Source organism: Streptomyces sp. NPDC014870, from assembly GCF_043081505.1.
GTDB lineage: Bacteria > Actinomycetota > Actinomycetes > Streptomycetales > Streptomycetaceae > Streptomyces.
The window spans coordinates 21646-43494 of the sequence record NZ_JBIBWQ010000003.1; the positions used below are offsets into that span (position 1 = coordinate 21646).

Consider the following 21849-nt stretch of genomic DNA (forward strand, 5'->3'; position numbering starts at 1 on the left):
GATCAGGAAGCGTCCGGCTCGGAGGCGTCCGGCTCGGAGGCGTCCGTCAGGAGGGTCAGCTCCGCCGGGGTCAGACGCAGATCGGCCACCGCGACGAGGGCCGGGAGCTGTTCGACCGTACGGGCCGAGGCGATCGGGGCGGCGACGGTCGGCCGGGAGGCGAGCCAGGCCAGGGCGACGGTGGCGACCTCCGCGTCGTGCGCCGCGGCGACGGTGTCGAGGGCGGCGAGGATCCGCCGGCCCCGCTCGGTCTCCGCGTGCGCGGAGGCGCCTTCGGCGCGGACGCTGTCGACGGTCTTCCCGGCGCGGTACTTGCCGGTGAGGAAGCCGGACGCGAGGGCGAAGTACGGGACGGCCGCGAGCCCGGCCCGCTCGGTGGTGGCCAGCAGCTCACCCTCGTAGGTGTCGCGCGACAGCAGGTTGTAGTGCGGCTGCAGGGCGACGTACCGGGCGAGGCCTTCGGCCTCGGCGAAGTCGAGGGACGCCTGGAGCCGATCGGGCGCGATGTTGGAGGCGGCGACCGCGCGCACCTTGCCGTCCCGCACCAGCTGGTCGAGCGCGGTGACGATCTCCTCGACGGGGACGGTCGGGTCGTCGAAGTGCGAGTAGTACAGGTCGATGTGGTCGGTCCCGAGCCGCCGCAGCGACTCCTCCACCGCGCCCTTGATCGTGGTCGCGGCGAGGCCCTTGTAGCGGGGGTGCGCGCCGACCTTGGTCGCGATGACCACCTCGGAGCGATTGCCGCGGGAGGCCAGCCACTTGCCGATGACCGTCTCGGACTCTCCGCCCTGATTGCCCTCGGCCCAGGCCGAGTACATGTCGGCGGTGTCCACGAAGTTGCCGCCCGCGGCGGTGTAGGCGTCGAGGACCGCGAAGGACTGCTCCTCGTCGGCGGACCAGCCGAAGACGTTGCCGCCCAGTGCGAGGGGGAAGACGTTGAGGTCTGAGGTGCCCAGCGGGCGAAGTGAGGTCATGGGACGGTACAACGACCGTCCCGGGACCGGGTATTCCGGCAGCCCTGACGTCGGGGGGGTGCCGCCAGGACTGCCGGAGTCGGGGGCTCAGGGGGCCCAGGGGGTCCCCAGGGCCTATCCGGCCCTGATCCGCCGGACAGGCCCTAGACCGAGAGACCCTTGCTGCCCAGCCAGGCCGCCGGGTCGATGCCCGCGCCGCCCGCGGTGTGGACCTCGAGGTGCAGGTGCGGTCCGGTCACGTTGCCGGTCGCGCCCACGCGCCCGATCGTGTCGCCGGTGCCCACGGTCTGGCCGACGCTCGCCGTCATCGAGGACAGGTGCGCGTACCAGACCTCCGTGCCGTCCTCGAGCTCCAGGACGATCCGGTAGCCGTACGAGCCGGACCAGCCGGCCGACTTGATGGTGCCACCGTGCACCGCCTTGACCGGAGTGCCGGTGGGCGCCGCGAAGTCGAGACCCGTGTGCTGGCCGGAGGACCACATGGAGCCGGACTGGCCGTAGGTGGAGGTGATCGTGTACGAGGACGTGGGCAGCGAGTAGCTCGCGGCGAGCTTCGCCAGGCGCTCCGCCTCGGCCTTCGCCGCCGCCTCCTCCTCGGCCTTCTTCTTGGCCGCGGCCGCTTCCTTCTCGGCCTGGTCCGCCTTGGCGGCGGCCTCGACGGCGGCCTTCTCGGCGGCCGCCTTCTCCGCCGCGGCCTTCTCGGCGGCGTCGGCGGAGGCCTGCTGCTGCTCGGCCTGCTGGAGGATGCGGGCGCGCAGCGCCTCGCCGGCGTCGGCGGCCGAGGCGGTCTGGGCGCCGCCGGCCTTCTCGACACCGTCGGCCGGCAGGGCCAGGGTGGCCGTGAGGGGCTGCGGGTTGGTCGTACCGGAGTCCGAACCGCCGTCGCCGTCGGAGATGAGCTCGCCGACACCGGGCAGCTCGGAGGCGTCCGGCAGGTTGAGGTCGGGCAGCGATATCGAGACCGGGGGCTTCTCCTTGGCGGTCGCCATGCCGCCCGCGCCGACGGCCGCGATGACACCGACACCGAGGACGGTGGAGGACCGGGCGAAGCCGGAGCGCTGCTTCACGACGCGGTGGCGGCCACCCGAACGGGACTGCTGACGCAGGGAGTCCTCGGTGGGGTTCCACTCCCCCCACGTCGCCGCGTCGTCGTCCGTCCCGGCGGCGCCGCGGGCGCCGAACGCGTGGAACCCGTCAGAAAGACCTTCGGGGGCAGGGGTGTTGGACGCCACGGAGGCGTGCTCCTTTCCTTCCTTCTCGCCTACCGGGTTAGCTGACGGGTTCGGAGCAGGAAGGTCTCCTACGGGCGGTTCCGCACAGGTGCGAAGGTGCCCGATTCACCCCAAGTGGTGGTTCCCCGGTTCCCTTTCAGGATTCGGCGCACGCGCGCGGTGCCGTCTCTTGCGACGACTGGGACGACCGCGCTGCGTTATCGAACGTTAATAGACACGGGGGGCCGATTCCAAGCTGTTCCCGTTGATCATTCCCGAGATTGAGCTGGTACAGCCCGATTTGAGCCCGCTTCAGTACGAACTCTTACCGCGCCACAACACATGACGGTTCGTCAATTGTTATCGGAGCGGAACCCCTCCACTACGCAAGGTCACGGCGGCCGTCAGGGCGGGGTGACGGCAGGGGTCACGGCACCACGGGCATCGTCCGGCGCCGTTCCGGCTGGCCCGCTCCCGGCCGGCTCACGGCGAGCAGCGCCATGTCGTCGGTGGAGCCCCCGCCCGTGTACCGACGCACGTCGTCGACCAGCGCGTCGAGCAGTTCCTCGGGGCCCGGGAAGATCCTCCCGGCGAGCCGCTCGGCCGGTTCGTAGAACGCCCCCGAGGCGTCGCGCGCCTCGGAGAGCCCGTCCGTGTAGAGGAGCAGCGTGGCGCCCGGCGGGTACGCGGCCTCGTCGGCCCGGTCCGGCCAGGCGGCCAGCTCTCCCATGCCGAGCGGCAGCGCGGGCTCGGTCGGCTCCAGATGCGCGAGGGCCCCGTCCGCGTGGAGGAGCAACGGCTCGGGGTGCCCCCGGTTGACGACACGTACCCGCCCTTCCCCGCGCGGGATCTCGGCGAGGACGGCGGTGGTGAACCCCTCGAAGGCGTCGAGCCCGTCGCGGCGGGTGCCCTCGCGGGCGAGCGCCCGCTCCAGGCGTTGGGCGACCCCCTCGAGCGAGGACTCCTGCTCGGCCGCCTCCCGGAAGGCGCCGATCACGACGGCGACCGCCTCCACCGCGTCGAGCCCCTTGCCGCGCACGTCCCCCACCACCAGCCGGACCCCGAACGGCGTGTCCTGGACGGCGAAGAGGTCGCCGCCGATGAACGCGTCCGCCTGCGCGGCCTCGTAGCGGGCCGCGACCTGGAGCCCGCCGATCCGCTCGGCGGGCGTCGGCAGCACGGCCTTCTGCGCGGTCTCGGCGATCACCCGCGCCGAGGCGAGCCGCTCGCCACTGCGCCGCACGACCCGGTTGATCAGCAGGGCGAGCGCGGAGACGGTGACGACGGTCAGCGTCTCGGTGAGGGCGGGGATGTCGTTGACGGTGTCGTTGTAGACGTGCAGCCCGATGCTGGCGAGGACGGCGGCGATGCCGGTGAGCAGCGTCGTGAGCATGGAGAAGAACGGCGCGGCGATGAGCGGCGCGGCGGCGAACATCGGGGAGGCCGTGTACGAGGCGGGGGTGGACAGGTCGAAGACGATCCCGCCGACGATCACCAGCGGCGGCAGGGCCCGGATGAAGCGGCGCGCCCGCTCCGCCCGCCGTCGCCGGACCCGGGGGGAGAGCCCGTTGGCCGACCCGTTCCCCCGCCCGTTCACCGACGGTCCGTTCCCCCGCCCGTTCACCGACGGTCCGTTCACCGACGGTCGCGCCGGTCCCTTCCCCCGCACGTGCCCCCGGTCAGGCCCTTGTTCCTGCCCCTGCCCCTGGCCCTGCCCCTGCCCCACCTGTGGTCTCCTGCCCGGTCCGTACACGGCACGGCGACGGACGGTACCGCGCCCTCCCCAGGGTGGCGGGAGCCGCGCCGCTCGGCGACCCCCGCTCGGCCATGTGGGGGACACGGGTTTCCACGTCGGGAACGACGAAGGCCCGGATCCATTGACTGGATCCGGGCCTTCGTTGCTACTGAGTAGCGGGGACAGGATTTGAACCTGCGACCTCTGGGTTATGAGCCCAGCGAGCTACCGAGCTGCTCCACCCCGCGTCGGTGAATACGACCTTACGGCATGGTGCGCCGATCCCCTAATCCGTTTTCCCGGCCGAGCTCTCAGCAGCCGCAGTCCTCGGCGTCGACCGGGGCGGTGAGCGGGTCCGCGTCCTTCTTCGCGGGGCCCTCCCACGTCTCGTAAGCGAAGCCCTCCCGGACCCAGTACTCGAAGCCGCCGAGCATCTCCTTCACCTGGAATCCCAGCTGGGCGAGGGCGAGCGCGGCGCGGGTGGCGCCGTTGCAGCCGGGGCCCCAGCAGTACGTGACCACAGGGACGGACTTGTCGAGCAGCTGCTCGGCCTGCTCGGCGATCAGCGCGGTCGGCAGGTGGATGGCGCCGGGGACGTGGCCCTGGTCCCAGGACGCGGTGGAGCGCGAGTCGAGGACCACGAAACCGAGGTCGCCGCCGGCGGCGACGGCGCTCGCGACATCGGAGACGTCGGCGTGGAAGGCGAGGCTGGCGGAGAAGTACGCGGCCGCGGCCTCGGGAGCGGCGGGCGGGATACGAAGTACGGCGTTGACCTGCGCGGTTGTCGTCATGCATGAAAATCTACGGTTGACGATCACGGCGCTGAAGTGGCAGATCCCGGCGGTGGGACCGCTCCGCCGGGAAAATCCGGGTGTTCGGCGGGGGACGGCAGGGGATCTCACGCTGCGGACGTCTCGGGGCCGCGGACGTGTCACGTCACGGGGTCGCCGTCCGTCATGGTCATAAGGCCACGTGGCGATTCCGGCGAGCCACGCGCCGGCGATACCAGTCACGAACGACGAGCCACGAGTTACGAGTTACGAGTTACGACCACGAGCTACGACGAGGGAGATGACGCACCGATGGACGACGACAAGGACCTCCTGGCCGCGCGCTTCGATGCCGACCGCACCCATCTCAAGGCGGTCGCCTACCGGATGCTCGGCTCGCTGAGCGAGGCCGAGGACGCCGTCCAGGAGGCGTGGTTCAAGCTCAGCCGCTCCGACATCGGTGACGTACGGAACCTGAGCGGCTGGCTCACCACCGTCGTCGGCCGGGTCTGCCTGGACATGCTGCGCTCGCGCGCCTCGCGCCGCGAGGACCCGCTGGAGTACTACGTCCCCGATCCGCTGGTGCGCGGCGCGGACGGTGGGCACAGCGACCCGGAGGAGGAGGCGCTGCTGACCGACTCGGTCGGCCTCGCGATGCTCGTGGTCCTGGACACGCTGGGCCCGGCCGAGCGGCTCGCCTTCGTCCTGCACGACATGTTCGCGGTCTCCTTCGACGAGATCGCCCCGATCGTGGACCGCACGCCGGCCGCGACGCGCCAGCTCGCCAGCCGGGCCCGCCGCCGGGTCCAGAGCGCGGCGCCCGGCCCGGCGCCCGACCTCACCCGCCAGCGCGAGGTCGTCGGCGCCTTCATGGCGGCCTCGCAGGGCGGTGACTTCGAGGGCCTGCTCGCGGTCCTGGACCCGGACGTGCTCCTGCGGGCGGACGGCGGCAAGGCGGCCGCGGCGCTCTCGAAGGTGGTGCGCGGCGCCGAGGCGGTGGTCAACCAGGCGCTCACGTTCGCCCGCTTCCGCCGCGAGTACCGCGAGGTGCTGGTCAACGGTGCGCCGGGCGTCATCTCCTTGGTGGACGGCGGCCGCGTGGCCGGACTCATGGCCTTCACGATCGTCGGCGACCGCATCACGCAGATCGACATCATCGCGGACCCGGAGCGGCTGGAGGCGCTGGGCGTCGGCGCGTCCTAGGGTCTTTCGTTTGGATCAGGCCCGAGCCCGAGGGCGGCCAGGGCGGCCGTGCCCGCGATCGCGTGGTCGCCGCCCGCGAGGAGCAGGGTGCGGGCGGACTGGTAGCGGCAGCCGGCGGCCTCGAACGCCGCGGCGGCCGTGAGCTGCCGGGGCAGGTCGCCGTCGCGGAGCGCCTCCGTCCGGTCGAGGTGGGCGGAGGCGACCTGGTTCCCGGCGACCGTCGTGCGGGCCGCGGCCAGCCGGGCACCGGCGTCGGGGTGGCCGGCGAGCACCGAGGCCTCGGCCCGGAGCGTCACGTACCAGTGCAGCCAGATCCAGGAAACCCACTTCCACACCCGATCCGGCTCGGGCGCGACCCGGTCGAGGGCCGCGTCCGGGTCGCCCCGGTGAAGGAGCAGCTGGGCGTCGAGGACCGCGCCGTAGCCATGGCGGTACTCCTCACCCGTACCCGCCCGGTCGACGATGTCGAGCCACTCCGCACGGGCGTCGTCGTCACCGCGCAGGCCGTGGACCAGGGCGACCGACGCGGCGGCGGGGCCGAGGGAGAAGGAGCGGCGGCGGCCGCTCCGCTCCCACGCGTCCAGGAACCGCGCGCTGCCGGTGAGCACCTCGTCGCCGTGACCGGCGAACGTGTCCGCGACCAGGAGCCAGGACATGGCGTGGTGGCCCACCTCGGCGAGGAGCGGGTGGCGGGCAAGCCGCCGGCCCCAGCGGCGGGCACCCGGCAGGTCGCCCACGCCGAGGGCGGTTCCGGCGGCCATGGCGAGCGCGTCCATCAACTCGTGCGTACGGGCGGGGGTACGGGCGCTGGTACGGGTGGGGGTACGGGCCTCCAGGTCCGTCGTCAGCAGGTCGATGCGGCGCCGGGCGGCAGCGGCGGCGGCGAACGGCTCCCCGGCCCAGCACTGGGCGCCCGAGAGCGCGTCGAGGGCGGCCGACTCCGCGACCGGGTCGCCCGTGCGGCGCGCGAGCGCCACGGCCCGCTCGGCGCGGGCGACCGTCTCGGCCGCCGTGTTGTCGGTGCCGCCCTGGACGGCGCCGAACGCGTCCGCGAGCACCGCCGCCTCCGCGAGCGCGACGGCCGCCTCCGCCGCAGGGTCGGCACCGGCCGCCTCGCCCGCCTCCTTGAGCAGCACGGTCACGTCGTCGACGGACGGAAGGCGGGTGAACTCGCTGGAGAAGCGGTACGCGACGGTGGCGGCCGCCGCCAGGTCCCGCCCGGCCCCCGCGGTGTCCCCGGCGCGGCGGGCGGCCTCGGCGGCGGCCCGGTGCAGGCGGAGCATGTCGTCGCCGAGCCTGCGGCACCCGGCGACAGCGGCGGCCTGCCGAAGGGCATCGGCCTCGGAGCCCTCTGCCACGCCCGCAACGCCCGCAACGGTGGCGGCCTGTTCGTACCGTTGCTGGGCCTCGCCGAGCAGGTTGCGAGTGAAGGCGGCGCCGGCCAGCGAGAGCGCGAGGGCGTGGGCGTCGGCACGCCTGTCAGGGCGCTCGGCGGACCAGCCGAGGGCGGCACGAAGCTCGTCCGCCACGGCGTCGAACCGCGCGCGCCAGTCGGCACCGCCGTCGTGGCCCTCGATGCCGTCGTGGCCCTCGGCGCGGTCGGTGCCGTCGCCTTCCACCACCGCCAGCTCCGCCGCGCGGGCCAGGCACCAGCGGACGTGCCGGGTGCGGACGGCGGTCAGCTCGTCGGCGTCGGCGAGCCGCTCCGTCCCGTACTGGCGGATCGTCTCCAGCGCCTGGTACCGCGTCCCGGTCTCGGACGGTGTCACCGCGAGCAGGCTCTGCTCGGCGAGCCGCCCGAGACCGTCGGCCACGTCAAGCGCGTCCAGCGGAACGGCGCCCGCGGCCCGGACGCCGACCTCGACGGCGACCTCGACGGCGATCTCGGTGGCGATCTCGGTGGCGATCTCGGTGGCCGCCTCGGCCGTGAACGGCACCGCGAACACCGACACCCGGCGCAACAGCGCCCGGTCCGCCGGCTCCAGCAGGTCATGGCTCCAGTCGAGGACGGCCCGTACCGAGCGGTGCCGGTCGGTGGCGCGGGGGCCACCGGCGAGCAGGCGCAGTTGCTGGGAGAGACCGGCCGTGAGTCCGTCGAGACCGAGCGTGGCGCAGCGGGCGGCGGCGAGTTCGATCGCGAGGGCCATGCCGTCGAGCCGTTCGCACAGGGCGACGACCCGGGCCCGTACCGCCGGATCCGTGAGCAGCCCCACCACGGCCGACGCGCCGACGGCGCCCGCCCGGTCGAGGAACAGGGCCACGGCGTCCGAGTCGTCGCCGCCGTCACGGGACAACGGCGGTACGGAGAAGGCCCGTTCGAAGGGGACCAGCAATCGTGCCCGGCTCGTGACGAGGACCCGTACACGGGGGCAGGCCGTCAGCAGCCGCTCCAGGAAGGGCGCGACGCCCCCGTCACGTATCTGCTCGCAGTTGTCGAGCACGAGCAGGGCCTGCCGGTCCGCGAGGGCGGCGAGCACCGCGTCGTCGATCCCGCCGCCGGGCCGCTCGCCCACGCCCAGCGCGGTGGCGACGGCCGCGCCGACCCGCTTCTCCTCCGTGACCGGGACCAGGTCGACGAACCACACCCCGTCGGCGAACTCGTCGGCGACGTCCACCGCGACCGCGAGCGCGAGCCGCGTCTTGCCCACGCCACCGGGACCGACGGCGGTCACCTGCCGGTGCGCCCGCACGGCCTCGGCCAACTCCCGTCGCTCACGCACCCGCCCGATGAAGGCGGTCAGCGGAGCCGGCAACGGGGCGGGCAGAGCACGGAAGGACCGCTCCTCGTAGCCGGACGCCTCCTCGGCCTCGGCACGGGCGCGTTCGATCGCGTACCGGGCGAGCGCGCGCCGGTCCGGCACCTCCAGCTTGCGCAGCATGGAGGAGACGTGCGACTCGACGGTGCGGACGGAGATGAACAGCCGGGCGGCGATCTCCGCGTTGCTGAGGTGCTCCCCGAGGAGCGCGAGCACGTCGGCTTCCCGGGCCGAGATCACGGGACTGTTCACGGTCTCATTATCGGTCCCGGACCCCAACTGCGGTGCGCCTACCGCAAGAAGGGATTGCGCCCCACGTCGGACGGCACCTGTTCGCGCACCGGCGTGCTGTCCGGGCCCGGTACGCGCATGCCGGGGATCGGGACGTGCCGGACGCGGTGCAGCAGGACCGCACCGTCCTCGTTCCGTACCTGCTCGTACCCGTGGCCGAGGAGCAGGTCGATCCGCCGGCGCTGCTCGCCGAGCGACGCGAACGGGAAGGTGCGGTCGTTGACCCGCAGCAGGACCCAGTCCGCCCCGCGGGGCGTGGCGTCGACGAGGACGACGCGGGTACGGGACGTCAGGCGCGGGGCCACCGTGTTGTCGGCCTCCACCGTCGCACCGTCCGGGATCAGTTCGGCGGCGGCGGCGAGCGCACGCTTGTCGGGGCGGGGCTGCCAGGAGCCCGGGTTGAACGGCAGTCCCAGGCCCGCGACGAGGGCCGCGGCCGTACTCAGCGTGAGCGCGCCGACGACGGCGAGCCGGGCGCCCCGGTTCCTGCGGTGCAGCCGCGCGAGGGTCTCCAGCGCGGCGGTGAGCAGAATGGGCCAGAGGAAGGCGTCGTAGTGGTTGACCACCGGCCAGTGGTTCGGGTTGTCGGACAGCATGCGCTCGGCGAGCAGGGGCACCGCGAGCAGCAGCGTCGCCGATCCGACCGGCAGGAACGCGAGCGTCCCCAGGATCCACGCGAGCATCAGCACCTTGACGAACGGCGTGACCGCCACCTCCGCCACCACCCACGGTTCGGTCAGCACCCGCAGGAGGGCCTCCCCGCCGCTCGCGCCGAGCCGGTCGTAGCTCCAGTAGTAGCCGGGCGGGCTGCCCATGGCGGGGAGGAACCAGCCGACCACCACGGCGACGACCAGCGGTCCGCCCACCAGCAGCACGAGGCCCGCCGCCCGGCCGGCCGTGTGCCCGGCGCGGTGCGCGTGTACGGCGAGCACCAGACCGAACGCCCCGACCACCAGGCCCATGTCCTCCTTCACCAGGCACAGCGCGAGCGCCCACAGCGCCGCGCCCCCGTAACGCCGCGCCAGGCCACGCTCCAGCATGAGCAGCGTGATCGGTACGGCGAAGGCCACCTCGTGGAAGCCGGTGTACGAGGAGTTCAGGAGCGGCCAGCCCACCGCGTACACGAGCCCGCTCGCATCGGCCGCCCGGCGCGCGACGGCGGGGGCCGCGCCGGCGAAGCAGTGGAGCGCGATCCGGCGCACCACCGGGACGCCCACCGCGAAGAGCAGCGCCTGGGCGAGGATCAGCGAGCGCGGGTCGTCCCAGAGCCAGTAGAGCGGGGCCAGCAGGGCCAGGAGCGGGGTGAAGTGGTCACCCAGGAGCGTGAAGTCCGGCGGGAATTCATGGTGGACGCTCTTGATCGGCGACCGGGGCAGCTCGAAGTGCGCGTACGCCCGGACGGCCTGGTCGAAGATCCCGAGATCGAACCCCGTCACCCGCAGCGCCGTCCACGACTGCAGCCCGAGCGCGAAACACACGAGGAAGCAGACGAGCACGGTGACGCCCCCGCGCACCCGAGGAAGGTCCGTGAAGCGCGGGGCCACGACCTGGGACCGGCCCGCGATCTCAGCGTCCGCGATCCGACCGTCCGCGATCTCACCGTCCGCGATCTCACCGTCCGCGGCCTCGGGGTCTGCGACCTGCTCGGGCTCGCGTATCGGTGGGGCACTCATGCCCCGAAAGCTACGTGCCGCCCCGGCCAACTGCCAATGACGAAGCGCCCCGCCCGGCGAAACCGGTCGAGGCGCTCCCCGCGGGTCCGAGGGTGTTCCCCCGCCCGCCACACGTAGGCCATGTCGGACTCGAACCGACAACCAACGGATTAAAAGTCCGCTGCTCTGCCAATTGAGCTAATGGCCCTCGGCACAACACCCCCGAGCATAGCCGTATCGCTCCCAGGAACCGATCGGGTATCCGACACGGCCCCGCCCCACGGGAGCGTCCCCCGGAGCGCCCCCTGGGGGACGGCTCCGGGGGACGGGGTCCGTCAGTACAGGGCCTTGAAGGCGTTCCAGCCGGCCGTGCCGATCATGACGCGGCCCGCGTACAGGCCGTTGCCCAGGTTCGTGTACCGCCACAGCTTGCCGGTCGTGTCGCGGGCGATCAGCTCGGCGCGACCGTCACCGGTGAGGTCGCCCACACCCACCAGGGCGTTGTACGCACCCCAGCCGGCACCGACCTTCACCCGGGCCGTCACACCACCGTTCGCCGTGCCGTAGTACCGCCACAGCACACCCGACGCGTCCATGCCGAGCAGATCGCCCCGCCCGTCACCGTTCAGGTCACCGGCACCGACGATCTTCCCGTACAGCTTCCAGTTCGTACCGATCTTCACCCGCGCACCCACGCGGGCGTCCTCCGTACCCGGGTAGAAGTACATGTCACCGGTCGACTTCTGGCGGGCGATCAGGTCCTTGAACCCGTCGCCGTTCACGTCACCGGAAGACGTCAGTACGTCGTACTGGCCCCAGCCCTTGCCGACCAGCGTGTACCCGGAGTGGTCCGAGACGATCCGGCCGCAGCCCGGCTCGTAACCACGCAGCTCGTCGCCGACCCGCGCGTACACGTCGTTGCAGCCGTCGCCGGTCAGGTCACCGGTCGGCACCAGGAGCGTCGTGTTCGGGAACTTGCCCCCCGTGCCGTTGGTCCGCGCGGCCAGACCGCCCGAGCCATTGCCCTTGTACAGCGACACCAGACCCGCCGAATCCATCACCAGCAGATCGCCGAGACGGTCGTCACCGGCCATGTCCCGCCACCCGAGGACCCGGCCCCCGGTCACGGAGATCCGTCCCGAGGCCGACAGGTCGCGGCCCTCGCCGTCGGCCGTGTTGGCGGTCAGCGTCCAGGTGAACGTGCCGTCGGTGACCAGCCGGCCGGAGGCGTCCTTGCCGTCCCAGCCGACGGCGATCCGGCCGCGCGTCTCGTTGCCGCTGTACGTACGGACCACCGCGCCGCTCACGCTCCGGCTCACCGTCAGCTGCCAGTACGAGGCCGGCTTCGACAGCGAGAAGGCGGCCTTCCAGCCGTCCGTCGCACGGGCGGCCGTCGGGGCGCTCGTCGCCGTGGCCGTCAGGTCCGAGGTCGGGACGCTCGTCCACAGGGCGTGGATCCGGTTCTCCGCGTCCTTGTACGCGACGGCACCACCGAAGCGGTCCACCGTCCACGCCTCCCGGCGCGCGCCCTGGACGGGCTCGGAGTCCACCAGTACGCGGGGCGCGGCGGCGGTACCGGAGGTGAAGTCGATCAGCCGGAGGTACGAACCGGACCCCTGGTAGGCGAGGAAGCCGTCGCCGAGCAGACTCCCCCGGGACGAGGTCGCGGGCAGCGTGACCTTCGTGCCCTTCTGGAGGTCCACGACGCCCTGCTGGGAGAACTGGGCGCAGGCCCAGTAGAGCCAGCGGCCCGCCGTCTGGAGCTCCGTCGGCACGCAGTTCGCGCCGGTCGCGAGCGGGCCGAGGTCCTTGCCCGTGGCCAGGTTCTTGCGGGCGACCTGCCCCGGCGTGGCCGTACCGGTGAAGAGCGTCTCGCCGCGCAGCGCGGCCGCCGTCTGCGACTGCCTGTGGACGACCGGCTGGGCGCCGGGCGCGGCGTCCAGGTCGACGACCAGGGTCTCCTCGCCCGTGACCAGGGTGCCGGGGAAGCTCGGTCGCCCGCTCTGGAAGACCGCCCAGCGGCCGGAGGCGTCGGTCAGCCAGCCGGTGTTCTTGCCCGTGGCGACCCGGGTGGACTCCTTGGCGGAGCGCCGCCCGACGACCTCCAGGCCGGAGAAGCTCGTGGCCAGGTGGACCGTACGGCCGTCACCGGAGTCGAACAGCGGGGTCGTGGACTCCAGCTGCGCCTCGGACCCGACCGACACCGGCTCGGACTGGCCGGTGTGCATCGGACCGACCGGCAGGGTCCGGGCGAAGAAGCCCCGGCCGCTCTGGCCGTCCTGTTCCAGGGTGGAGAGCCGGCCCGCGCCGAGGGCGAGCGACTGCACCTCCGTCGCCAGCGGCTCGATCCTGCGCAGCTTCTCCAGGGCCGGCGCGCCGCCCTTGCCCGGGACGACCTTGAGCAGCGACCAGTCGGTGGCGGAGGAACCGCCGACGACGGCGGCGCCCCCCACCCCGCCGACGATCTGGTTGATCTCGGACTCGGCCTTCTCCAGGAGCGTCTGCGGGACGCCCTCGGGAGAGAGCGCGACGAGTCGCCGGTTCAGCGAGGCGTCGACGCCACTGGCCTCGCTCACGGCGAGAACCCAGTCGCCGACGAGGCCGATGCGCTCGCGGCTCAGCCCCTCGGGCAGCTCGAACGCCGCCCGCTCGTCGACGCTCAGGTCGGACCGCTTCCGGACGTGGACCTTACGGCCCCCGTCGACCCAGGCGATCCGGTCGGCGCTCAGGGCCACCGGCGCGACGAGAATGCTCTGCCCGACGGAGGTCGGCGTCTCGATCACCGTCATCTGCCCCGTCCGCAGGTCGACGACGCCGAGGTGCGTGGGGTTGTACGGGTCACCGGTCCGTCCGAAGCGGAGGACGGCGGCGGTGTCGTCGCCGGCGACGAGCCGCGCCATGTGCAGGTCGGCGCCCGCGGGGAAGCCGGTGACGGGGATCTTGGTCGCCGTGGCGTCCCCGACGCGGCGGAGGTAGTAGCCCGTGGTCTCGTCGAACGCGTCCTCGGACACGTACTGCTGGAAGAGCAGGGTGTCGCCGAGCAGGCCCCGGAGGCTCGCGTCCTCAGGCAGGGTCAGCGGCTGCTCGGTGCCGGCGGCCAGGTCGCGGATGTAGTGGACGCCCGCGCCACGCTGGACGTACGCGTACCGCCCGCCGACTCCGGTCTCGGCGAAGGCCGGATTGCCGGAGCCGTACCCGAGGGACACGGTCGCGCCGGTCGCGAAGTCGGTCCAGAACTGCTCGCCGCCGGAGTGCTCGTCGGCGTCCTCGGTCTCGTGCACGTAGCCGTTGCCGCTGACGGCCTTGACGGTCGCCTGCCGCGGGACGGTCCGCCAGTTGGGCGTGACGTCCAGCTGGTCGCCGGGCGGTACGGCGGCGGGCAGGGCCGCCGGTACGGCGTTCGGTACGGCGGTGGCCGGCGTCGCACCGATCACCGTGGCGACGAGCGCGGCGGCGACGACGGCCGTGAGCGCGCGACGCTCACGCGCGCGTGAAGAGCGTGCCAACGAGGGTCCCTCCCCGGGAAATCCTGAAGCTGAGGAGACAGGGCGGAAGCCGGACCACCGTGCGCGGCCCCTGGCCCCCCGGCCGACGCTTCCCGCCCATGTCAACAGGCCCGACAGTAACAGCCGCCACCGACACCCGGCAGCCCGATACCCCGCGCTTTCGAACCCGTTCAACGAACCGGGGCCCGTACGGCGAACATCCGCCGTACGGGCCCCGAACCACAGGGTCACGCGTCATGCGTCACGCGTGGCCACGCGTCAGTACAGGCCCTTGAAGGCGTTCCAGCCGGCCGTGCCGATCATGACGCGGCCCGCGTACAGGCCGTTCCCGAGGTTGGTGTACCGCCACAGCTTGCCGGTCGTGTCCCGGGCAAGGAGCTCCGAGCGACCGTCACCGGTGATGTCACCCACGCCCACCAGCGAGGAGTAGCCACCCCAGCCGGCGCCGACCTTCACCCGGGCCGTCACACCACCGTTCGCCGTGCCGTAGTACCGCCACAGCACACCCGACGCGTCCATGCCGAGCAGATCGCCCCGCCCGTCACCGTTCAGGTCACCGGCACCGACGATCTTCCCGTAAAGCTTCCAGTTCGTACCGATCTTCACCCGCGCACCCAGACGGTGGTCCGTCGTACCCGGGTAGAAGTACATGTCACCGGTCGAAGCCTGACGCGCGATCAGGTCCTTGAAACCATCACCGTTCACGTCACCCGACGAGGTCAGCACGTCGTACTGCCCCCAGCCCTTGCCCACCGACGTGTACGGCGACGAAGCCGACACGATCACGCCGCAGCCCGGCCGGTACGCACGCAGCTCGTCACCGACGCGCACGTACACGTCGTTGCAGCCGTCACCGTTCAGGTCACCGGCCGGAACCGGCACCGCCGTCGTCGGGAACTTCGCGCCCGTACCGGCAACCCGCGCCGACACACCACCCGAGCCGTTGCCCTTGTACAGCGAGACCAGACCCACCGAGTCCATCACCAGCAGATCGCCGAAACGGTCGTCGCCGGCCATGTCCCGCCACGCCGGCACGGAACCGGTCAGCTTCACGCCACCCGTGAGGACGAGGTCCGCGCCCTGGCCGTCGGCCGGCTTCGCGGTCAGCGTCCAGGTGTACGCACCGTCCGCGACGAGCTTGCCGTCGGTGCCCTTGCCGTCCCACGCGGGCTTGACGACGCCTCGCGCCTCGCCGCCCGAGAGGGTCCGGACCACGGAGCCCGTGCTGTCGCTCTTGAGCGACAGGGACCAGGAGGCGGCGGGCTTGGTCAGCCACCAGCGGGGCTTCCAGGGCGCCTTGCCGCCGTTGACCGCCTGCGTCGCCGGAACGTCGGCGTCGATCTTCGCCAGCGGCGAGGCGGGCACACCGAGGTCGACCACCCGGATGTCACCGGCGGCGTTGTCCTGGAAGGCCAGGCGGCCGGTGGCGGTGTCGACGGCCCACGGGCCGTGCTCGAAGTTGTCCTCCGAGACCTGGTAGGTCGCCTTGAGGACGGGAGCCGGGCCACGGAAGTCGGTGACGGTGACGTCCCGGCCGTTCTGCCGGACCACATAGCCGTCGCCGAGCTGGGAGAACGGCTCCGTGAGCGTCTTGTTGACGTTGGTGTCGAGGTCGTGGACGCCGCCCTTGGGAACCTGTCCCGCGCAGTCCCAGCTCAGCCAGCGAGCGGTGACCTTGATCGATTCCGCGCGGCACCCCGAGCCGAGGTCGACCGTGCGCTTCACCGCACCGGTCCGGACGTCGTAGCCGAGGACCGTCCCGGCCACACTGCCCGACGCCCAGAGGGTGTCGCCCTGCAGGTCCCAGTTGAAGGAGGGGACGTTGAGCGTGGCAAGCCGCTTGCCCGTGTCCAGGTCGACGGTGGATGTCACCCAGTCGCCGGACTCGGTGTATCCGCCGACGAAGGCGTACCGCCCCGAGACGTCCTGGACCTGGACGTTGGTGAGCTCGGTGGTCACCGGCCGCCCGGAGGTCGCGCCCTCCTCCACGACCACGGGGACACCGCCGAAGTCACCCTGGGCGACGAGACGTCCGTCGCCGGTCGGGAGATTGTCCTGGCAGATGTTCTCGTCCGTGCACCCGCTGAGATCGAAGCCGAAGGTCCCGCGGTCCTGCGTCGGGCCCCCGGTGAGCGCACCCGTGACCGACACCGTCCGCGAGAGGAAGGTGTTGGTCTCGTCCGGCTTCCGCTCCAGCGAGTCGAGCTGCCCGTGGCTGAAGGTCAGCTTCCGCGGCTTGGAGGTGACCGGGGTGACGTCGACCAGCTTGGCGGAGGCGGTGCCGTCCCCGTCGACCGTGAGCCGCTGGAGGCTCAGCGCGTCGCCCGACGCCCCGGCGACCAGGAGCAGCCCGCCGTCCGGCGTCGCGAGCACCTGCGCGCGACCGTGCGCGAAGAGCGTGGTCTCCTCGCCGCCGGCGCGCGGCACCGAGACGACGCGGTACGGGGCCGTGGAGCCCTGGCCGGAGACGCGGCCGACGATCAGCCGGTCACCGACGAGACCGAGCAGCGCGTCGCCCTCGCTGTGGGGCAGTTCGGTCGTCGCGGTCGGCGTGAGCGGACCGGACGCCCCGGCCTCGCCCTTGGCGTAGAAGCGGGCCTTGCCGTCCTTGGCCCACGCGACGATCTCGTTCGGGCCGATCACGGTGGACACCGGCTGGCCGGCCGCGTCCTCGGGAAGGGGGCGTACCTGCCCCGACGCGAGGTCGATCCAGGCGGTACGGGTGGCGCCGGCCACCTCGTACGTGGTGAGGACGCCGTCCGCCGTACCGGCGATCGGGTGGGCGGGCGGCAGCGCGCCCGCGGGCCAGCCGGTGATCGGCGTGTCCTGCAGCGCGCCGTTCACGAGCCGGAGCAGGTGCCAGACGCGCGGAGAGGACACAGTGGCCTGGGTGAAGGTCACCACGGTGGTCCCGTACGCGCCGACGTACCGATGCGTCTTCGGGATGTAGAAGTGGGCGGTCTTGCCACCGACCATCTTGTCGACCACACGGACCAGATGACTCGTGGACGTCCAGTCCGGCGAGAACATGGCGTAGCCGTCGATGCCGGCGCCGTAGCGGCCGTCCGCCTCCGGGCCCTCCTCCTCGACCGTGAGCGGCGTGGAGTAGTCCCCCGCGTACGAGCTCCAGAAGTGGCCACGCCCCTGGTCGTAGCGGAGGTAGCCGGTCGCGCCCGCGGCGAGCGGGACGACCGTGCGCGGCTGCTGCGCGACGGCGCCCGGGAAGACGACTCCGGGGGCATCGGCGGCGGTTGCGGTGGTGGCCAGCGGGCCGATGCCCGCGAGCAGGGTCGCGGCCGTGACGGTCGCGATGGAATGGCGTAGAAGAGCGCTACGAAGCACTCGTGTCCTCCCCTGAGGCATGAAAAGCAGAAAGAGCACGGGGAGACGGCGGCGCCTGTGCTGAACAGAACTCGGTCCGCGGCCCCCCTGGCCGCACCGAACCCCCGTGCGAACGCGCCGATGCTAACAGTCGCGCCGAACCACCGAAACCCGGTTTCGAACCCGTTCAAAGAAGCAGGGCCCGTACAACACCGAAGTGTCGTACGGGCCCTGCTCATTGTTCAGCGATCAGCGTGTCACGCCAGGTCAGCCGTTGCGCTTCCAGCGCGGCTTCTCGTCGCGGCGGCCGAAGGAGCCGCCCGTCGAGCCGGCGCCGCGGTGGTCGCCGCCGCGGTGGTCGTCACGGCGGCCGTACGGGCGGTCGCCGCCCGAGCGGAAGCCGCCCGAGGGGCGGTCGTCGCGACGGTCGCGGTTGAACGGGCGGTCGCTGCCGCGGTGGCCGCCGGACGGACGGTCGTCGCGACGGAAGCCACCACGGTTGTCGTCACGACGGTCGTTGTCCCGACGGAAGCCGCCACGGTCGTCGCGGTTGTCACGGTTGAAGCCGCCCGACGGACGGTCGTCGCGACGGAAGCCACCACGGTTGTCGTCACGACGGTCGTTGTCCCGGCGGAAGCCACCGGACGGACGGTCGTTGTCACGACGCTCGAAGGAACGGCCGCCACGGTCGTCGCGGTTGAAGCCACCGGACGGACGGTCGTCGCGACGGAAGCCGCCACGGTTGTCGTCACGACGGTCGTTGTCCCGACGGAAACCACCGCGGTCGTCACGGTTGTCACGGTTGAAGCCACCCGACGGACGGTCGTCACGGCGGAAGCCGCCACGGTCGCCGTCACGACGGTCGTTGTCCCGACGGAAACCACCACGGTCGCCACCGCGGTCGTCCCGGCGGAAGCCACCGCGGTCACCACGGTCACCGCGGTCACGGCGCTCGTAGTTGCCCCGCTCGTCGCGGAACGCCGGGGTGCGCTCCTCGCGGCGCTCCTGGACCGGCTCGGCGGCGACGACGGCCGCGGCGACCTCGGCCTCGGCGGCCTCCGTCACCTCGGCGACCGCGGCCTCCGGGTCCTCGCCCCGCTCACGCGCGGAACGGGCGACCAGACGGTCGGCCTCCTCGCGGAGCTCGGCGGCGCGGCGCGTCAGACGCTCCAGCTGCTTGGTGAGGTCGGCGACCTCGCGCTCGGCCTGCTTGGCCGCGTTGTTCGCGGAGTCGGCCTGGACCTCGGTGAGCGAACGCGCACCGGTGATCTCGGCGACCTCCGGGTCGAACGCCCCGGCCCCGCCCACGATGTGGCGCGAGGCGTCGACGCCCGCGTCCTCCATCAGGCGGAAGATCTGGCGGCGCTGGTGCGGCAGCGCGAGGGAGACCACGACACCGGAGCGGCCGGCACGGGCGGTACGGCCCGAGCGGTGCAGGTAGTCCTTGTGGTCACCGGCCGGGTCCACGTTCAGGACCAGGTCGATGCCGTCGACGTGGATACCGCGGGCGGCGACGTCGGTGGCGACCAGCGCGTTGACGTAGCCGTCCTTGAAGTCGGCGAGCACGCGGGTACGGGCGCCCTGCGTCATACCGCCATGCAGCGCGTCCGCCTTCACGCCGGCCTCGACGAGCTGCTCGGCGATCCGGTCGGCGCCAAGCTGGGTGCGGACGAAGATGATGGTGCGGCCCTTGCGGGCGGCGATGGCGGCCGTGACCGGCGCCTTGTCCTTCGGCTTCACGACGAGGACGTGGTGGGACATCGTCGAGACGTTGCCCTGGGCGCTGTCGACCTCGTGGCTGACCGGGTCGACGAGGTAGCGCTTGACCAGCGTGGAGATCTCGTTCTCCATCGTGGCCGAGAACAGCATCCGCTGGCCGCCGGCCGGAACCTGGTCGAGCAGCTCGGTGACCTCGGGCAGGAAGCCCAGGTCGGACATCTGGTCGGCCTCGTCGAGGACGGCGACCTGGACGTTCTCCAGGGAGCAGGCGCCACGGTTGATGATGTCGCGCAGGCGGCCCGGGGTGGCGACGAGGATGTCGACGCCGCGCTCCAGGGCGTAGATCTGGTTGCCCATGGACGTACCGCCGCAGACGACCTTGATCTTCAGGCCGAGCACGTCGCCGTACGGCTGGAGGGCGTCCGCGACCTGCATCGCGAGCTCACGGGTCGGGGTGAGGATGACCGCGCGGGGCTTCTTCTTCTCGGTGTGGCCGCCGGCGAGCTGCGCCAGGGTCGGCAGACCGAAGGAGAGGGTCTTGCCGGAGCCGGTACGGCCACGGCCGAGGATGTCCTTGCCGGCCAGGGCGTCCGGGATGGTCGCGGCCTGGATCGGGAAGGGGGTGGTCACACCGTTCTGCGCGAGCTTGCGCACGACGCCCTCGGGCAGGCCCAGGTCGGCGAAGGTGACGGTGGGCTCGGAGGCCTCGGCCTCGGCCTCAGCGGCGTCGATGTCGTTGTCGGCGTCGGTGTCGTTGTCGACCGTCTCGACGTTCTCGACGAGCTCGGTGGCCTCTACGGCCTCGACGATCTCGTCGTTCTCGGGCATGACGGCGTGGTCAGGACTGAAAATGGACATGCGAAATGCGAAACCTTCCGGAGTCTCGGCACGCGCCCGTCAACTCCGTGAATCTCGCAAATCGACCGCCTCAATGCGGTCCAGCCACGGCTAGGGAGAGTACGCGCCACGCGGCGCTCTTCTGTGTCGGCGCCGGGCAATGGGATCAAACGATCTACCACCATACGCACCCTCCCCCACCTATGGCAAACCGGACTGCGTCACACCGGCCCTCGCACCCGCCTTCGCACGGGGCCCCGCACCGGCCCTCACGCCGGTCCGACCTGCGGCGAAGCCTCCGGCTCCACCGGCGCACCCGGCCCGTCCGCCGCCCGCATGGCACCCATGTGGGTGTCCGCGCCCGGCGTCGCCGTCGGCGAGTCCGTCGGGTCGGGCGTCGGCTCCGGAGTGGGGCTCGGGCTCGGCTCCACGGTCGGCTCGGGCGTCGGCTCCGGCGGATCGACCGGTGGCGTGACCTCGCCACCCGGCGCGCTCGGCCCACCCGACCCGCCGCCGGGACCGCCCGGCTCCTGGCCGGCCGGCTTCGGCTTGCCGCCCGATGCCCCGCCCGCCTGAGCCTCCACGGGGGGCTCCCCCGAGGCCGACGGCGAGTCGCTCGGCACCGGGGACTCCGTGCCCGCCCCGGCCGCGTCGGGCCCGCTCTTCCCGGCCGCGCCCCGACCGGTCCCGCCATGGCCGCCGGAGCCGCCGGAGCCCTCGCCGGAGCCGGCGTCCTCCCCCTGCTTCCCCGCGGACTTGCTGGGCGCCGGCTTCGCACCCTCGTCACTCACGCTCATGCAGCCGCTCAGACCGGCACAGGCCGCCACCGCCAGAGCGGTCGCGACCCATCGCACACGGGTGGGCAATTGGCGCACGGAGGCACCTCCAGGACACAAAGGGTGGGAACAGCGGGCGGAAGACCGCGTTTCGCTGCCCAACTCCCTTTGCACCGCAAGGGACACGCCCCCGCGGCAAGCACTGCCCCGATCACCGACCCCGATGGCCGCCCACCGATCGCACCGCGCCCGGCGGACCGGCCGTCAGCCGTAGCCGAGCGCGTGCAGCCGCTCGTCGTCGATGCCGAAGTGGTGGGCGATCTCGTGGACGACGGTGATCTCGGTCTCCGCCACCACGTCCTCCCGCGACTCGCACATCCGCAGCGTCGGCCCCCGGTAGATCGTGATCCGGTCCGGCAGCACCCCCGCGTACCACTCGCCCCGGTCCGTCAGCGGAGTCCCCTCGTACAGCCCGAGCAGCTCCGGGTCGTCCGGCGCGGGTTCGTCCTCGACGAACACCGCGACGTTGTCCATCAGTCGCGTCAGCTCCGGCGGGATCCGGTCCAGGGCCTCGGCGACAAGCTCCTCGAACTCCTCGCGCGTCATCTCCAGCACCCGGCCATTGTCCCCCCAGGTGAAACCGTTTTGGCGATAGCGGCCGCCATCCCATATGCTTCTCACGTCCCCGACGCGCTGCGAAGCGCGCAGGTGAGCCTCTAGCCCTCATCGTCTAGTGGCCCAGGACGCCGCCCTTTCAAGGCGGTAGCACGGGTTCGAATCCCGTTGGGGGCACGCAGTACCGTGTGCGAGACTAGTGATCGCGCACAAGCTTGGCTCTGTGGAGCAGTTGGTTAGCTCGCCACCCTGTCAAGGTGGAGGTCGCGGGTTCAAGTCCCGTCAGAGTCGCTGAAGCTGGAAACAGCTTCGTGGCTGGGTAGCTCAGTTGGTACGAGCGATCGCCTGAAAAGCGATAGGTCGCCGGTTCGACCCCGGCCCCAGCCACAAAGAGAAGGCCCCGTTCGAAAGAACGGGGCCTTCTTCGTGTACGCGCGGACGATACGACGAAGGGGGTACGAGCCTCAGCCCGTACCCCCGCCC

Annotated in this window: 12 protein-coding genes, 5 tRNA genes and 1 riboswitch; of the genes, 4 read left to right on the top strand and 13 right to left on the bottom strand. The window is 72.4% G+C overall.

Annotation, left to right across the window (positions count from 1 at the left end; all coding sequences use genetic code 11):
- Nucleotides 1-2 precede the first annotated feature (2 nt).
- The 5 genes from ACF09C_RS08595 to ACF09C_RS08615 form a co-directional block, all read right to left on the bottom strand.
- Entirely contained in the window at nucleotides 3-974 is a 972-nt protein-coding gene (locus ACF09C_RS08595) for an aldo/keto reductase (protein ID WP_392090334.1), read from the bottom strand.
- A 143-nt stretch (nucleotides 975-1117) separates the two neighbouring features.
- On the bottom strand, nucleotides 1118-2206 hold the full coding sequence (locus ACF09C_RS08600; protein ID WP_392090336.1) for a M23 family metallopeptidase: 1089 nt from the start codon (nucleotides 2204-2206) through the stop codon (nucleotides 1118-1120).
- Between the two features lie 11 nt (nucleotides 2207-2217).
- Nucleotides 2218-2365: riboswitch (cyclic di-AMP (ydaO/yuaA leader) on the bottom strand.
- Nucleotides 2366-2612: 247 nt separating this feature from the next.
- Nucleotides 2613-3782 carry a PP2C family protein-serine/threonine phosphatase gene (locus ACF09C_RS08605; protein ID WP_392090339.1) on the bottom strand — a complete coding sequence of 390 codons (1170 nt, stop codon included), beginning with the start codon at nucleotides 3780-3782 and terminating at the stop codon, nucleotides 2613-2615.
- Between the two features lie 312 nt (nucleotides 3783-4094).
- A tRNA-Met gene (locus tag ACF09C_RS08610) sits at nucleotides 4095-4168 on the bottom strand.
- A 63-nt stretch (nucleotides 4169-4231) separates the two neighbouring features.
- Nucleotides 4232-4711: a rhodanese-like domain-containing protein gene (locus tag ACF09C_RS08615; protein WP_392090342.1), complete on the bottom strand. Its 480-nt coding sequence runs from the start codon at nucleotides 4709-4711 to the stop codon at nucleotides 4232-4234.
- Between the two features lie 291 nt (nucleotides 4712-5002).
- On the opposite strand from ACF09C_RS08615, the gene sigJ reads away from it, so the two are divergent.
- Nucleotides 5003-5893: an RNA polymerase sigma factor SigJ gene (sigJ, locus tag ACF09C_RS08620; protein ID WP_392090345.1), complete on the top strand. Its 891-nt coding sequence runs from the start codon at nucleotides 5003-5005 to the stop codon at nucleotides 5891-5893.
- On the opposite strand, the gene ACF09C_RS08625 is transcribed toward sigJ, so the two are convergent.
- The 8 genes from ACF09C_RS08625 to ACF09C_RS08660 form a co-directional block, all read right to left on the bottom strand.
- Complete coding sequence (locus tag ACF09C_RS08625; protein ID WP_392090348.1) at nucleotides 5890-8901, bottom strand: LuxR C-terminal-related transcriptional regulator; 3012 nt, start codon at nucleotides 8899-8901, stop codon at nucleotides 5890-5892. The two genes, sigJ and ACF09C_RS08625, sit on opposite strands and share 4 nt — an antisense overlap.
- A 38-nt stretch (nucleotides 8902-8939) precedes the next feature.
- The gene (locus ACF09C_RS08630) at nucleotides 8940-10613 is read right to left on the bottom strand and encodes a DUF2079 domain-containing protein (protein ID WP_392090351.1); all 1674 of its coding nucleotides are present in this window, start codon (nucleotides 10611-10613) and stop codon (nucleotides 8940-8942) included.
- A gap of 114 nt (nucleotides 10614-10727) precedes the next feature.
- Nucleotides 10728-10800, bottom strand: a tRNA-Lys gene (locus tag ACF09C_RS08635).
- A gap of 127 nt (nucleotides 10801-10927) precedes the next feature.
- The gene (locus ACF09C_RS08640) at nucleotides 10928-14098 is read right to left on the bottom strand and encodes an FG-GAP-like repeat-containing protein (protein ID WP_392090353.1); all 3171 of its coding nucleotides are present in this window, start codon (nucleotides 14096-14098) and stop codon (nucleotides 10928-10930) included.
- A 258-nt stretch (nucleotides 14099-14356) separates the two neighbouring features.
- A complete protein-coding gene (locus tag ACF09C_RS08645; RefSeq protein WP_392090356.1) occupies nucleotides 14357-17440 on the bottom strand; it encodes an FG-GAP-like repeat-containing protein in 3084 nt (1027 codons plus the stop codon).
- Nucleotides 17441-17686: 246 nt separating this feature from the next.
- Nucleotides 17687-19996: a DEAD/DEAH box helicase gene (locus ACF09C_RS08650; RefSeq protein WP_392090359.1), complete on the bottom strand. Its 2310-nt coding sequence runs from the start codon at nucleotides 19994-19996 to the stop codon at nucleotides 17687-17689.
- Nucleotides 19997-20244: 248 nt separating this feature from the next.
- A complete protein-coding gene (locus ACF09C_RS08655) occupies nucleotides 20245-20772 on the bottom strand; it encodes a hypothetical protein (RefSeq protein WP_392090361.1) in 528 nt (175 codons plus the stop codon).
- A gap of 243 nt (nucleotides 20773-21015) precedes the next feature.
- The gene (locus ACF09C_RS08660; protein WP_260230806.1) at nucleotides 21016-21366 is read right to left on the bottom strand and encodes a metallopeptidase family protein; all 351 of its coding nucleotides are present in this window, start codon (nucleotides 21364-21366) and stop codon (nucleotides 21016-21018) included.
- 104 nt (nucleotides 21367-21470) lie between these two features.
- Here ACF09C_RS08660 and ACF09C_RS08665 point away from each other — a divergent pair.
- The 3 genes from ACF09C_RS08665 (at nucleotide 21471) to ACF09C_RS08675 (ending at nucleotide 21753) form a co-directional block, all read left to right on the top strand.
- Nucleotides 21471-21543: transfer RNA gene (locus tag ACF09C_RS08665), tRNA-Glu, on the top strand.
- Between the two features lie 40 nt (nucleotides 21544-21583).
- A tRNA-Asp gene (locus tag ACF09C_RS08670) sits at nucleotides 21584-21657 on the top strand.
- Nucleotides 21658-21679: 22 nt separating this feature from the next.
- Nucleotides 21680-21753 (top strand) — tRNA-Phe (locus ACF09C_RS08675).
- Nucleotides 21754-21849 lie beyond the last annotated feature (96 nt).